This is a genomic window from Brevibacillus sedimenti (genome assembly GCF_020923495.1).
Taxonomy (GTDB): Bacteria; Bacillota; Bacilli; order Brevibacillales; family Brevibacillaceae; genus Brevibacillus; species Brevibacillus aydinogluensis.
The window spans coordinates 707,501-722,036 of record NZ_CP064048.1 but is presented as its reverse complement, the minus strand read 5'-3'; the positions used below and the strand labels follow the sequence as shown (position 1 = coordinate 722,036).

14 protein-coding genes (1 of these 14 only partly in view) are annotated in these 14,536 nt (G+C 60.3%); all 14 read left to right on the top strand.

Annotation, left to right across the window (positions count from 1 at the left end; all coding sequences use genetic code 11):
- Window positions 1-31 precede the first annotated feature (31 nt).
- On the top strand, window positions 32-1,207 hold the full coding sequence (locus IRT44_RS03480) for an ATP phosphoribosyltransferase regulatory subunit (RefSeq protein ID WP_230077454.1): 1,176 nt from the start codon (window positions 32-34) through the stop codon (window positions 1,205-1,207).
- A gap of 3 nt (window positions 1,208-1,210) precedes the next feature.
- On the top strand, window positions 1,211-1,852 hold the full coding sequence (gene hisG / locus IRT44_RS03475) for an ATP phosphoribosyltransferase (RefSeq protein ID WP_171567298.1): 642 nt from the start codon (window positions 1,211-1,213) through the stop codon (window positions 1,850-1,852).
- 39 nt (window positions 1,853-1,891) lie between these two features.
- Entirely contained in the window at window positions 1,892-3,190 is a 1,299-nt protein-coding gene (gene hisD, locus IRT44_RS03470; protein WP_171567310.1) for a histidinol dehydrogenase, read from the top strand.
- A complete protein-coding gene (hisB, locus tag IRT44_RS03465; protein ID WP_171567299.1) occupies window positions 3,187-3,783 on the top strand; it encodes an imidazoleglycerol-phosphate dehydratase HisB in 597 nt (198 codons plus the stop codon). The genes hisD and hisB overlap by 4 nt, the downstream gene beginning before the upstream one ends.
- A gap of 2 nt (window positions 3,784-3,785) precedes the next feature.
- A complete protein-coding gene (gene hisH / locus IRT44_RS03460; protein WP_171567300.1) occupies window positions 3,786-4,403 on the top strand; it encodes an imidazole glycerol phosphate synthase subunit HisH in 618 nt (205 codons plus the stop codon).
- On the top strand, window positions 4,400-5,137 hold the full coding sequence (hisA, locus tag IRT44_RS03455; protein WP_171567301.1) for a 1-(5-phosphoribosyl)-5-[(5-phosphoribosylamino)methylideneamino]imidazole-4-carboxamide isomerase: 738 nt from the start codon (window positions 4,400-4,402) through the stop codon (window positions 5,135-5,137). The genes hisH and hisA overlap by 4 nt, the downstream gene beginning before the upstream one ends.
- Window position 5,138: 1 nt before the next feature.
- A complete protein-coding gene (gene hisF / locus IRT44_RS03450; RefSeq protein ID WP_171567302.1) occupies window positions 5,139-5,897 on the top strand; it encodes an imidazole glycerol phosphate synthase subunit HisF in 759 nt (252 codons plus the stop codon).
- Window positions 5,894-6,559: a bifunctional phosphoribosyl-AMP cyclohydrolase/phosphoribosyl-ATP diphosphatase HisIE gene (gene hisIE, locus IRT44_RS03445; RefSeq protein ID WP_230077453.1), complete on the top strand. Its 666-nt coding sequence runs from the start codon at window positions 5,894-5,896 to the stop codon at window positions 6,557-6,559. Before hisF ends, hisIE begins: the two co-directional genes overlap by 4 nt.
- 459 nt (window positions 6,560-7,018) lie before the next feature.
- Entirely contained in the window at window positions 7,019-7,411 is a 393-nt protein-coding gene (locus IRT44_RS03440; protein ID WP_230077452.1) for a GNAT family N-acetyltransferase, read from the top strand.
- Between the two features lie 140 nt (window positions 7,412-7,551).
- Window positions 7,552-9,492, top strand: coding sequence for a transporter substrate-binding domain-containing protein (locus tag IRT44_RS03435; RefSeq protein WP_230077451.1), 1,941 nt, complete (start codon window positions 7,552-7,554; stop codon window positions 9,490-9,492).
- Window positions 9,467-10,843, top strand: coding sequence for a sigma-54-dependent transcriptional regulator (locus IRT44_RS03430; protein ID WP_171567306.1), 1,377 nt, complete (start codon window positions 9,467-9,469; stop codon window positions 10,841-10,843). Before IRT44_RS03435 ends, IRT44_RS03430 begins: the two co-directional genes overlap by 26 nt.
- Before the next feature lie 191 nt (window positions 10,844-11,034).
- Window positions 11,035-12,033, top strand: coding sequence for a TAXI family TRAP transporter solute-binding subunit (locus IRT44_RS03425; protein ID WP_326838940.1), 999 nt, complete (start codon window positions 11,035-11,037; stop codon window positions 12,031-12,033).
- A gap of 51 nt (window positions 12,034-12,084) precedes the next feature.
- Window positions 12,085-12,588, top strand: a complete 504-nt coding sequence (locus IRT44_RS03420) for a DUF1850 domain-containing protein (protein WP_230077450.1) — start codon at window positions 12,085-12,087, stop codon at window positions 12,586-12,588.
- Window positions 12,589-14,536: the 5' portion of a TRAP transporter permease gene (locus IRT44_RS03415; RefSeq protein WP_230077449.1), read on the top strand. The gene runs 20 nt beyond the window's last position; only the first 1,948 of its 1,968 coding nucleotides appear in the window; the start codon lies at window positions 12,589-12,591; the stop codon falls past the right edge of the window.

Below are 14,536 nucleotides of genomic sequence, written 5' to 3'. Positions count from 1 at the left end.
GTAAAGCAAAATCGGTGTGGAGGGAAGAGCGATGACAAAGCCGTTGGGATTTGAAAAACCGCTGGGGATGCGGGACATACTGCCGGAATCACTGGCGAGACAACGGCATTTGGAGCGGGCGCTGCGGCAGTGCATTGAACGGTGGGGATACCGGGAGATCGTCACCCCGTCGCTGGAATATTTCGACACAGTGGGGATGGCGAGCGCGACGCTGACCGATCGGATGTTTCGGCTGCTGGACAAACAGGGCCACACGGTCGTGCTGCGGCCGGACATGACGACGCCGATTGCCCGCGTCGTGTCTTCCTTGTACAAGGACGTGCCGCTGCCGATTCGCCTGTACTACCAGACGAATGTATTTCGCGCCCAGGAAAAGGAAGCGGGCCGCAACGCGGAGTTTTTCCAGACGGGCATCGAACTGGTCGGAGACGGGAGCGTGGACGCTGACGCGGAGGCGATTGCCCTCGCCGTGTTCTGTATGCGTGCGGCCGGGGTGGAGACGTTCCGGATCGCAATCGGCCATGTTGATTTTGTCGAGGGACTGCTGGAGGAGACGGTGCCGGACGAGACGGTGCGCGACCAGTTCCGCCGGTTCCTGTACGAACGGGATTTTGTCGGATTCCGGCAGTTGGCCGACGAATTGGACATCGCGGCGGAAGACCGTCGCCGCCTGCATGCGCTGCTGCGGCTGCGCGGGGGCAAAGGCAAGATTGACGAAGCCCGCGAGCTGACGACAAACGGCAAAGCGCGCCGGGCGGTCGAGAATATCTCGGCACTGTGGGAGGCGTTGGAGGCGTACGGCGTGACCGATGCGCTGCTGCTTGATTTCAACCTGATCAGCAATCTGGACTACTACACGGGTGTCGTGTTTGAGGGATATGCTGCCGATCTGGGCTCGCCGCTGGTGGGAGGCGGACGCTATGACCGCCTGCTGGCCCAGTTTGGACGACCTGCGCCGGCGACCGGGTTTGCCATTAAAATGGACCGGCTGATGCAGGTGACGTCGCTGGCCCCGTCGCCGGAACAGCCGCCCGTGCTGCTCTGCTACACGGAAGGACGGCGCAAGGACGGGCTTGCCGAGGCGCAGCGGCTGCGTCAGGAGGGGCGGGTCGTCGTGACGCGGTTGGTGCGCGACCAGGCGGAGGCGGCGTTGTGCCGGGAGCAGGCCGACGGCGAGTTTATCTGCCTTACGGAACAGGGGGAGTAGGAGATGAGTTTTTCCGACAATGCGCAAAAATTGACGATTGCCATGCCGAAAGGGCGGATCTTTGAGGAAGCGGTTCACTTTTTGCAGCAGGCCGGCTTGCAGGTGACGGGGGAACTGCAGGATTCCCGCAAACTGATCATCCCGGTCGAAAACACCAGTCTGGAGTTTATCCTGGCCAAGCCGACAGATGTGCCCACCTACGTGGAATACGGCGTGGCCGATGTCGGGGTGGTGGGCAAAGACGTGCTGCTGGAAGAGGAGCGGGACGTGTACGAACTTCTTAATTTGCGCATTGGCCGCTGCCGCATGGTGGTGGCCGGCCTGCCCGGCTGGAGACAGACGGAGGCGCCCCGCGTTGCCACCAAGTACCCGCGTATCGCCTCCCGCTATTTTCGCGAGCAGGGGCAGCAGGTCGAGGTGATCAAGCTGAACGGTTCCGTCGAACTGGCCCCGCTGATCGGGTTGGCGGACAGGATCGTGGACATCGTCTCCACCGGCCGGACGCTAAAAGAAAACGGGCTGGTGGAACTGGAACACATCTGCGACATCACCACTCGTCTGATCGCCAACCGGGCCAGCTACCGGATGAAGAGCGAGGCCGTGGACGACATCGCGCAAAAATTCTGGGAGGCGATCCCCCGCTAAAGCCCCCCAACAACAGGAAAGGAGAGGTAACCGGCAATGATGCGAATTGTGCAAGCCAATCAGTTCGACGCGAAACGATCGGTGGAAGCGGGAACACGCGAACAGCAGGAAGCGGTGCGGACCATTTTGGCCGATGTACGGGAGCGGGGAGACGAGGCTGTCCGGGCGTATACGGAGCAGTTTGATAAGGTCCGGCTGGAGAACTTTCGGGTAAGCGAGGCGGAATTCGCCGAGGCGGAGGCGTTGGTGGCCCCTGCGGTGAAAGCTGCGCTGACGGAAGCGGCGGCCAACATCCGCGATTTTCACCAGCGGCAGGTGCGCCAGTCGTGGTTTACCGCCAAGGAAAGCGGCACCGTGCTGGGGCAGATTGTCCGGCCGCTGAAGCGCGTCGGTCTGTACGTACCCGGCGGAACAGCCGCCTATCCGTCCAGCGTGCTGATGAACGCCATTCCCGCCAAGATCGCCGGCGTCCCGGAAGTGGTCATCGTCACTCCGCCGGGAGCGGATGGCCGGATCAATCCGGCGATTCTGGTCGCTGCCAGTATCGCCGGCGTACACGAAATCTACAAGGTGGGCGGCGCGCAGGCGATCGCTGCGCTTACCTACGGCACCGCGCAAATCAAGCCGGTGGACAAAATCGTCGGGCCGGGAAACATTTTTGTGGCGCTGGCGAAACGGGAGGTGTTTGGCCTGGTCAGCATCGACATGGTGGCCGGCCCGAGCGAGATCGTCGTATTGGCTGACGAGACGGCCAACCCGCGTTACGTGGCTGCTGACCTGCTGTCCCAGGCAGAGCACGATCCAATGGCGGCCGCCGTGCTGGTGACGCCGTCCCGCACGCTGGCAGAAGCAGTGGCGCAGGAAGTGGAGCGGCAGCTGGCCGAGCTGCCCCGCCGTCACATCGCCGAAGCGGCGCTGCGCGATTATGGCGCCATTTTGCTGGTGAACGATCTGGACGAGGGCTTTGCGGTGGTGAACCGGCTCGCCCCCGAGCACCTGGAGATGTTGATCGACAACCCGTTTGACCAGTTGGGCAAGGTGGAAAACGCCGGGGCTATTTTCCTCGGACCGTACAGCTCGGAGCCGGTCGGGGACTATTTTGCCGGCACCAACCACGTCATCCCCACCAACGGCACGGCCCGTTTCTCCTCACCGCTGTCGGTGGACGACTTTGTGAAAAAATCGAGCGTGGTGTCCTACAGCAAACGGGACCTGCGCGAGCACGGCCATAAAATCGTCACCCTCGCGGAACAGGAAGGGCTGGCCGCTCACGCACGGGCCATTCTGGAGCGGCTCAACGACTTTACCAAAGAAAAGCAGGAGCGTGACCAATCATGAGTGAAAACAGACGGGCGGCGCAGATCGCGCGCACGACCAACGAAACGGACATCGCCCTTTCCTTTGCCGTTGACGGCACGGGAGAAAGCAGACAGGATTCCGGCGTGCCGTTTCTCGACCACATGCTGGACCTGTTTACCCGCCACGGTCACTTTGATCTGACCGTGAAGGCAAAAGGTGACATCGAGATCGACTACCACCACACCGTCGAAGACATCGGCATCTGCCTCGGCCAGGCGCTGCGCGAAGCGTTGGGCGACAAAAAGGGCATCAAGCGCTACGGCAACGCCTTCGTGCCGATGGATGACGCGCTGGCGCAGGTGGTCATCGACATCAGCAACCGGCCGCACCTGGAGTACCGGGCGGCGTACCCGTCGCCTGTGGTCGGGCAGTTTCCCACCGAGCTGGTGCACGAGTTTCTCTGGAAGTTCGCCCTGGAGGCGCGCATCAACCTGCACGTCATTTTGCACTACGGCCACAATACGCACCACATGATTGAAGCCATTTTCAAAGCGCTCGGCCGCGCCCTGGACGAAGCGACGACGATCGATCCGCGCGTCAAAGGCGTACCGTCCACCAAAGGGGTTTTGTGACGATGATCGGCATTATCGACTACGGCATGGGCAATTTGTACAGCTTGAGCAAAGCGCTGGAACGGCTTGGGTACGCCTATGAGTTTGTCTCACGCCCGGAGCGGCTGAACGACTTTGCCGGCGTAATCCTGCCGGGGGTGGGAGCGTTTGGCGACGCGATGACCAACATCCGCCGGCTTGGACTGGAGGAGGGCATTCGCACGTACGCGGCGTCCGGTCGGCCGGTTCTCGGCATCTGCCTTGGCATGCAGCTGTTGTTTGAAAAAAGCGAAGAGCACGGCACGCACGCCGGTCTCTCTCTGTTGGGCGGGGAGGCCGTCCGTTTTCGCGGCGACTACAAGGTGCCGCACATGGGCTGGAACCAGCTGCAGGTAAAGCAGGAGCATCCCCTCCTGGAAGGCGTGAACAGCGGGGATTACGTCTACTTCGTGCACTCCTACCACGTGCGGGTGAGCGATCCGGCTGTGCTGTTGGCGACCAGCGACTACCATCAGGACGTCACCGCCATTGTCGGGCGGGACAACGTGTTCGGCATGCAGTTTCATCCGGAAAAGAGCGGCGACACCGGCATGCGGTTGCTGCGCAACTTTGCCGGACAGTGCGAGGGGGGAAAAGCATGACATTTACAATCTACCCGGCGATTGATATTCGCGGCGGCAAATGCGTACGGCTGTTCCAGGGCGATTACGCGCAGGAGACGGTGTACGCTGATTCGCCGCTGGAGATGGCCCGCCAGTGGGTGTCTCAGGGAGCGTCCTGGCTGCACCTGGTCGACCTGGACGGGGCCAAGGCGGGGCAGCCGGTCAACGGCGAACTGATCAAGGAGATCGCACGCGCCGTGCCGGTACCGGTGCAGGTGGGCGGCGGCATCCGCACGGAAGAGCAGATTGCCGACTATCTTGAGGCGGGGGTCGCACGCGTGATTCTCGGCACGGCGGCCATTGAGGACGAGCCGTTTACACAGCGGATTTTGAGTCGGTACCAAAACAGCGTGGCGATCGGACTGGACTGCCGCAACGGCATGGTAGCCACCCGCGGCTGGCTGACCACGACGGACGTGTCTGCGGTGGAACTGGCAAAGCGGCTCGTCTCGTACGGAGCGGAGACGTTCATCTACACGGACATCGCCCGGGACGGCACGCTGACTGGACCCAACGTGGAGGAGATCGCCGGGCTGGCGAAAGCCACCGGCAAATCGGTCATCGCTTCGGGCGGCGTAAGCGCGCTCGACGATCTGCTGACGCTCGCAGCCTGCGCGGCGGACGGCGTCTCTGGGGCGATCGTCGGCAAAGCCCTCTACACGGGCGCGTTCACCTTGGCGGAAGCGGTATCCCGGATGGAGGAGCGTGAGTAGCATGCTGGCCAAACGCATCATTCCCTGCTTGGACGTAAAAGACGGCCGCGTCGTCAAAGGCGTGCAGTTCGTCGGTCTGCGGGACGCCGGGGACCCGGTGGAGCTGGCGAAAAAGTACAGCGAAGAAGGGGCGGACGAGCTGGTTTTTCTCGACATCTCCGCTTCTCATGAAGGGCGCAAGACGATGGTGGACGTGATCGAACGGACGGCTGCCAACATCACGATTCCCTTTACCGTCGGCGGCGGGATCAACAGCGTGGAGGACATGAAGCGCATCCTGCGCGCCGGAGCCGACAAAATCTCGCTCAACACAGCAGCCGTGCTGCGGCCGGAGCTGATCCGCGAAGGGGCGACCGTGTTCGGCTCGCAGTGCATCGTGGTCGCCATCGACGCCCGGCGTGTCGGCCCTGACCGCTGGGAAGTGTACACCCACGGCGGACGCAACGCTGCGGGCCGGGACGTGATCGAATGGGCGCGGGAGGCGGAAGCGCTCGGTGCCGGCGAGATCCTGCTCACCAGCATGGACGACGACGGTGAAAAGAAAGGCTTTGGCGTGCAGCTGACACGGCTGGTCTCGGAGGCGGTCGGCATTCCGGTGATCGCGTCCGGCGGCGCGGGCGCGCGGGAGCATTTCTACGACGTGCTGACGGAGGGCAAGGCAGACGCCGCCCTGGCCGCGTCCATCTTCCACTACGAAGAGACATCGATTCAGGCGGTCAAAGAGTACCTGCTTGCGAAAGGAGTTGTCGTGCGGCCATGACCCAAACCGTTTCCTTTGAGCAACTGCTTGGGCAGCTGCGCTTTGATGAAAACGGGCTGATTCCCGCCATCGTGCAGGACGCCGTGAGCAAAGAGGTGCTGACGCTCGCCTACATGAACAAAGAGTCGCTGGCAAAGTCGCTTCAGACAGGAGAGACGTGGTTCTGGAGCCGTTCGCGGCAAGAGCTGTGGCACAAAGGAGCTACGTCCGGCCACACCCAGCGGATTATGTCCATGCGGTACGACTGTGACGGAGACGCCCTGGTCGTGCAGGTCATACCCAACGGCCCCGCCTGCCACACCGGTTCGTACACCTGCTTTGGCCAAACGATTGCGTCCGGAGGGGAAGCGGCGGAGGGGGCAGATCAGACGACTGTCCCTGACCGGTTTGCCATCCTGAACGAACTGGAGCAGCTGATTGCCTCCCGCGAGGCGGAACGGCCGGAAGGGGCGTACACCACCTATCTGTTTGAAAAGGGCGTCGACAAGATTTTGAAAAAAGTGGGCGAGGAAGCGGCGGAAGTGATCATCGCCGCCAAGAACCGCAGCCACGACGAACTGCGCTACGAGGCGGCCGACCTGATCTACCATCTGCTGGTTCTCTTGCGGGAGCAAAAGCTGCCGCTGGACGACGTGCTGGCCGAACTGCGAAGAAGACGTTGACGCCACATCACCACTCCCTTTGCCGGGGAGTGGTCAGACTGAAGACAAACGGTTCATTGAGTAAGCGTCCACAAAAAATGATTCCCAGGCCGAAAGGCCTGCCCATTCATCAACCGAAGCGAAAAGACAATCTGCATCGCATGGCGGGATGGGCCAAGCGAGCTCCTTTGACGACCTGCTCAGCGGAAAAACGAAGACGCGGGACTCAACAGGGGACACAAGTCTCACTTCCTTGAAATACCCAGATGTTTGTCCCCTGCCCGCGTCTCGTTTTGGAGCGGACTTCATCCGCTTCTGTGCTGGGCGTCAAGCGAGCGAGCGGGCCCGATCTCCCATGCGCCGCGGACTTTGTCTACACGCCGACCACTCACTTTGCCGGGGAGTGGTTTTTTGCTAGAATGAAAACATCCTCCGAATGGAAAGGTGTGGTGATCATGCAGCATATCGGAAATATCGCAAATGGATTTGCAAACGCTTTCGCAAAACATCTTTTCAAAAGGCGGGGGCCAATTGATCAAAGGAGAGCGAGTGGAACTGCGGCCGGTCACGGAAGCGGACCTGGTGCGGCAGTTTGAATGGCGATACGACGAGGAAGTGGCCAAGTGGGCGGTCGGATCGGAGGCGGTCGAGTACAGCAACCTGCTGCTGGAATCGCTGCGGGCGATGTACGCAGAGGCCGTGCGCAGCACACTTCCGTCTGATAATTTGCGCGGGTACGTATTTTCTGTCTACACCCTGGACGGCGTGCATATCGGCATTTTTTTCGGCAAACGCAAACGGCCGGCCAGATCCACGGAAACGAACGACAGGATCGATAGATCGGACAGGCGTCGGACTTGGTGGATGAGATGACAAACAACGGACCGATCAAGCACCAGCACGAAGGACACCTACAGGAGAACACGCCGCTGCGATGGGGGCTTCTGCCAGGCAGGGGCCTTTTTCGATTGGCGGCCGTGGAAACGACGACGCGACGGAAGGAGGACAGCACTGTGAACCGACGATGGTGGGCCATCGCCCTGCTGGCTGTGCTCTGGCTGTACCCCGCGAATGCGTCAGCCGGAGACGTGCTGAGGGTCGTCTTTGACAAGGAGCTGCCTCCGTTTTCCTACACGGACGAACACGGCGACGTCTCCGGATTTAACATCGAGTTGATCCAGGCCATCGCCGAGCAAAACGGCTTTGAGCTGGAGTTCGTGCCGCTGGAGTGGGAGGATGCTGTCTCCTACCTGCTGCACGGCAAAGCGGATGTCCTGCTGGGGATGAAATACACCAGCCGGTACGATCAGGTCGTCGACTTCAGCGAATCGTTTTTCACCATGTCGGAGGTGCTGCTGGTTCCAAAGGACGACAACGAGATCTACACCCTGAACCACTTGAAGGACAAGGTGGTGGCGGTGCAGCGGGGGAATACCGGCATGGATCTGGTGCAGGACATCCGCAGAGTGAAGCTGCTCGTCTCCTTCAACCAGCGGGACGCCCTGGACAATCTGATGCGGGGGAGAGCCGACGCGTTTATCGGAAACCGCTGGACCGCCGCCTACTTTCTCGACAAGGCGGGCAGAAGCGACGACTTTGAGATGCGTTCCGGTCTGATCAACCCGACCGACTACGCCTTCGCCGTGCGGGAGGGCAACTACGCGCTGCTGGACAAGCTGAACAAAGGACTGAACCAGCTGTATCGGGACGGCACCTATACGCGGTTGTACAGCCAGTACTTCGAACCGTATTCGTTGCATGTCACCGACTGGTGGCGAAAACTGGTCATCGCCCTGGTGATCGCGATGGCGATCGTGGTTGTGACGCTGGTGACCATTTTTACCTGGAACAAACGGCTGCAGCAGGAAGTGCGGCGGCAGACGGCTGCACTGGCCGACTTGCTGGCGTTTCAACGCAAGGTGCTGGACAACACGGAGAGCGCCATCCTCGCGCTGGACGTGAGCGGCCACGTGACGCTGGTCAATCAGGTGGCCCGCGGGATGCTGTCCCTGTCCGACAGCGTGTTGGGCCGCCACATCTCCTCCCTCTTACCGCAATTGCCGTTGGAGGCGCCGCTGGAGCAGTTATCCCCTCGTCAGTACGAAGGGGAGTTTCAGTGGGAGCCCGGCTCCATCCGCGTCTTTCACTACTACATGGCGCCGTTTGTCAACGCCTCCCATGAGCACGTGGGCTGGATCGTCAGCTTGCAGGACCGAACGGAGCAGAAGCGGCTGCAGGCCCAACTGGTCGCGCAGGAAAAGATGCGGGCGCTCGGCCAGTTGGTGGCAGGCATCGCCCACGAACTGCGCAATCCGCTGACCGCGATCAAGACATTTGTCGAGCTGCTTCCCAAAAAGCTGGACGACGAGCGCTTCCGGGCGGAACTGCTGCGGTACGTGCCGGAAGAAATGGAGCGGATGAACCGCATTTTGGAGGACCTGCTGGACTACTCCCTTGCCAAACCGCTGCAAATGCAAAACGTCGATCTGCGGGAGTTGGTCGGCTCCGTACTGGGCCTGTTTGCCAGACGGTTGGAGCGCGAGCAGGTGGAGGTGGTCGTGGACGTGCCTGGCGAACTGGTGATCCGGGCCGACCGGGCTCGCGTGAAGCAGGTGCTGATCAACCTGGTGATGAATGCGCTGGAAGCGATGGCATCCAGTCCCCGCAAGCACTTGACCATCCGCGCTGACAGCAGGGCGGGCGGCGTGGAACTGGCAGTGGGCGACACCGGGGAAGGAATGGACACGGAGGAGCTGTCCCGCCTGTTCCAGCCGTTTTATACGACCAAAGCCCAGGGAATCGGCCTGGGGCTCTACCTGAGCGACAGGCTTATGCAGGAGCACGGCGGCCGGATCGAGGCAAGCAGTGCGAAGGGAAAGGGAACCACGTTTACGCTGTGGTTTGAACGACAGGAAAAGGAGGAGAGCCATGCCCAACTTGCTCATCGTGGATGATGAACCGGCCATCTGCGCCTCGCTGTCGTTTGCGCTGGAAGACGACTACACGGTCTGGACAGCCGGAGACGAGCCGAGCGCGCTGGCCGTCGTCCGGCAGGAAGCGATCGACTGCGTCCTGCTGGATTTGAACCTGGGGCACACGTCCGGTTTGGATTTGCTCGCCAAGCTGAAAAGCGTCAAACCGGATGTAACCGTGATCATAATGACGGCGTACGGCACGATCGAATCTTCCGTCGCCGCCATGAAGGCTGGTGCCTACCACTACCTGACCAAGCCGCTGCACCTGGACGAGGTCAGGCTGCTGTTGAACAAGGCGCTGGAATATCAACATCTGCACCGACAGGTAAAGGTGCTGAGCGAAGCGGTCAAACAGCAGCAGTCGTATGCCGGGATCATCGGCAAAAGCCAGCCGATGCTGAAGCTCTACCAGTTGATCGAAAAAGTGAAGGACATCACCTCCAGCATCCTGATCACCGGTGAAAGCGGAACGGGCAAGGAACTGGTGGCCCGGGCCATCCACTTCCAGGGCATACGCAGCCACGCGCCGTTTTCGGTGGTCAACTGCGCCGCCATTCCGGAGCAGCTCCTGGAAAGCGAGCTGTTCGGCTACGAGAAGGGAGCCTTTACCGGAGCGTTTCAGCGCAAAGCCGGATTGTTTGAGCGCTCACACGGCGGCACGGTGTTTCTCGACGAGATCGGGGAAATGCCGCTTGCCCTGCAGGCCAAGCTGCTGCGCGTCATTCAGGAGCGAACGGTGACGCCGCTCGGCGGTTTCGAGGCAAAAGAGGTGGACATTCGCATTATCGCCGCCACCAACCGCAATCTGGAGGAGGAAGTGGCCCGGGGAGCGTTTCGCGAAGACCTGTTTTACCGTCTCAACGTCATTCCCATCCGCACTCCGGCGCTGCGGGAGCGGCGCGAGGACATCCCGCTTTTGATCGAGCACTTTCTCGACCTGTACGCCGTCCATTTGGGCAAGGGGAAAAAAGTGTGCAGCCCGGAGGCGCTCAAACGGTTGTACGCCTATTCGTATCCGGGCAATGTGCGGGAACTGGCCAACATCGTCGAGTACGCGGTCGCCCTTTCGCAGGGGGAGATCATCACGACAGAAGACCTGCCGTTTTCCGTCAGTGAGCGGCCATCAGGCAGCCGGACGGTCCCTGCCGGACAAGAGGGCGTCCTGATCCCGGCCGGCATGTCTCTGGAGGAGGCGGAGCGGCGGATCATTTTATACACCCTGGAGCAAAACGGCGGCCACCGGAAAAAGACGGCGGATCAGTTGGGCATCAGCGAGCGGGGGCTGCGGCAAAAACTGAAACAGTACCTGGAATCGGAGGCAACCTCGTAATTTATCAGAAACCCGGAAAAATTGGCGAACCGGCAAAAAATTCCGCATGGACGGGATTTTTTTGCCGTTTTTTATAGGCGGCGGCAGGAAAACGGCAAAATTTCGCCGTGTTTCGGCATGAGTGTCGGTTGGCACGCCATTTGCTTTTAAAAAATTGTAAACGGTTGCAAAACGCGTAAGGGGGAATATTCGTGTTGAAAAAAATGCTGACCATTTTGTCTTCCGCGCTGCTGGTGCTCTCCGTGGCGGCCTGCAGCAGCCCATCTTCGCCTGCGCCGGGAGGAGACAATGCATCCGGCGGCGGTTCCGAGCAGAAGTTTTTGACCATCGCCACCGGCGGAAGCTCCGGTCCGTACTATACGCTCGGCGGTGCGATGGCCAAGATTTACAAGGACAAGCTGGGCTACAACGCCTCTGTCCAATCCACCGGCGCATCCGTGGAAAACATCAACCTGTTGAAGACCAAAAAAGCGGACATGGCGTTTGTCATGTCAGACGTAGCATCGTTTGCCTACAATGGCCAGGAAAACTTCAAGGATGCCGGCGCCATCAAGGACCTGAAGGCCATGGCCGGCCTGTATCTCAACTACGTGCAGATCGTCACGCTGAAAGACCGCAACATCAAATCCGTGGCTGACCTGAAAGGCAAGCGCGTCGGCGTGGGTGCTCCCAACTCCGGGGTGGAGGTAAACGCGCGGATGGTGCTGGCCGGGCACGGCCTCACTTACAACGACATCAAGGCGGACTACCTCTCGTACGCCGAGGCGGTCGAGCAGTTGAAGAACAACACGATTGATGCCGCCTTCGTTACATCCGGGCTGCCGAACTCCACGGTGATCGACCTGATGACCACCAAGGACGTGGAGATCGTGCCGATCAACAAGGAAGACGTGGAGAAAATGGCGCAGCAGTTCCCGTTCTTCGTGTCGGCGGAAATTCCGGCGGGCCTGTACAAGAACGACCAGCCGGTGCCGACCGCTGCAATTCGCAACCTGATGCTGGTGCGCAGCGACTTGTCTGACGATCAGGTGTACAAGCTGACCAAGACGTTCTTTGAAAACCTCGACACGCTGAAGGGCGCCCACAGTGCGGCCAAGGAGATCGAACCGAAGGAAGCGGGCAGCAATCTGGTGGTGCCGCTCCATCCGGGGGCCGAAAAATACTTCAAGGAGATTGGCGCACTCAACTAATCCCGATAATGTTGTGAACCGATTCGCCAGGGAGCAGGGAGGGATGACGGCATGAAGAGATGGGCGATGCGCGTGTTCCTCCTCGTTGTGGGGCTCGTCCTGACAGGGCCCCACCCCTTTTTGCTGCTGAAGGACTTTCATCGGCAGGAGATCATCGGGGCGGTACCGCTCGGGATGGACGACTGCTTTGAAATCGAATGGGTTCATTCGGTGGAGCTGACCCCGTGGCGGGAAACGTACCGTGTCCATGGTCTGCGCGGCATGGAGCTGGCCGAAACCTCGTTTCAATCGTTTGGAGCGGGCGTTCCGGCCGCGTTTGCCGACGCGGTTGTCGCAGTCCGCGACGGATGGATCACGGTATCCGGTTTGCACGAACAGCGGGATCGTGTCCTGTATGTCATCTCACGGAAAGATTACAAGCTGACTGCAGGAGGCCAACAGTGGAACTTGGCGGACGTATTGCCGCTGGGTACGTCGTTGGAACTGTCCGTCAGGTGGTTTCCGTGGTGGTACCGGTATTTATACAGCTTGAAGCAGAAAGGAAGTGACGTGTAGGTGAGCACGCAGGCAAACATGCCCAGCCAGGAGGAAATCCGCTTGAACGAGAGCAAGGCCCAGGCTGTCCTGGAGGAGTACGACATGGAAGCACGCTACCGCGTGTTTGAGAAAAAGTGGCTGCGTCTCCTGGTCTCCGGCGTGGCGATCGCTTTTGCCCTGTATCACTTGTACGCCGCGTACGCGATTCCGTTTGTGACCTTGAAGCATCGGTCGCTGCATGTGGCCATTGTGTTATGCCTTATTTTTTTGTTGTATCCAGGCCGAAAAAAGGCGTCCCGCAAACATCTGTCGCTGCTGGATGCGGTGTTTGCCGTAGTGTCGCTGGGCACGGCCGGCTATATTTTTATCTATTACCTGGACATCGTCAACCGCGGAGGGATTCCATCTGCGCTTGACGTGACCTTTGCTACGATCACTTGTCTGTTGGTGCTGGAAGCGTCCCGCCGCGTGGCCGGTTGGGAGCTGACGGCGATGGCCGCCATTTTTGTCGCGTACGCCTATCTTGGTCCGTACCTGCCGGGCGAATTTGGTCACCGGGGGTATACGCTGAGCGATATTTTCAACTACATGTACGTGACGACGGAAGGGATTTTTGGCGACGCCATCTCGGTATCCGCGTCGTTTATCATTTTGTTCATCATCTTTGGTGCGTTTCTCTCCAAATCCGGCATGGGCACGCTGTTTAACGATCTGTCGCTGGCTCTGGCCGGCAGCAGCAAGGGCGGTCCGGCAAAAGTAGGGGTGATTGCCAGCGCGGTTCACGGATCGATCAACGGCTCGGCTGTAGCCAGTGTGGTGACGACCGGTTCGTTTACCATTCCGATGATGAAACGCGTCGGCTACAAGCCGGAGTTTGCTGCGGCAGTGGAGGCAACAGCTGCCGTGGGCGGGCAAATCCTCCCGCCGGTCATGGGAGCTGCTGCTTTTATCATGGCCGAGACGCTGGGAGTGCCGTACGTCTCGATTGCCATCGCGGCGCTGATTCCGGCGATCATGTATTACTTTGGCCTGCTCGTCCAGGTGCACCTGCGCGCGGACCGCGACAACCTGCAAGGACTGAGCAAGGACGAACTGCCAAAGGTAAAGGACGTCCTGCGCGAGCGCGGACATCTGCTGCTGCCCCTGATCCTGCTGGTGGTGCTGCTGATGATGGGCTACACGCCCACGCTCGTAGCGGTAGTGACGATCGTGGCTACCGTGATCATCGCTGCGTTGCGTCCGTCCAGCCGGATGGGGTTCCGCGACATTCTGGCAGCGCTGGAAACCGGTGTGCGCGATACGCTGGGCGTGGCCGCTGCCTGCGCGGCCGTCGGGATTACCGTAGGCGTGTTCAGCCTCACCGGACTGGGCCTGAAACTGGCCAACATCATCCTGATGATGGGCTCGGGCAGCCTGTTCATGACGCTGTTTTTCACGATGATTGCCTCGATCATTCTGGGGCTTGGCCTGCCGTCCATCCCCTGCTACATCATCACCGCGACGATGGCCGCACCGGCACTGTCCACGTTTGGCGTCGATCCGCTGGCGTCCCATCTGTTTGTTTTCTACTTTGGGGCGATTGCCAATCTGACGCCGCCCATTGCGCTGGCCGCTTTTGCCGGAGCGGGCATTGCCGGTTCCGATCCGCAGCGGACTGGCTGGATTTCCTGCAAGCTGGCCCTGGCCGGGTTTATCGTTCCGTTTATTTTCATCTACAAACCGGGCCTGATGATTCTCAACTCCAGCGTGTTGGACATCACCGTTGCTGCCGTCACCACCATTCTGGCCGTTCTGGCGCTGGCTGCTGCCACCGAAGGGTATCTCTTCACCAGAATGAACTGGGCGATACGCTTCGTCTTGATCGGTGCCGGCGTTCTGCTGATCTTCCCGGAAGCGGTCTACATGGTCGCTGGACTGGTTGCGCTGGCCGCCGTATTGATGTATCAATTTTTCAAAATGCGCGGCG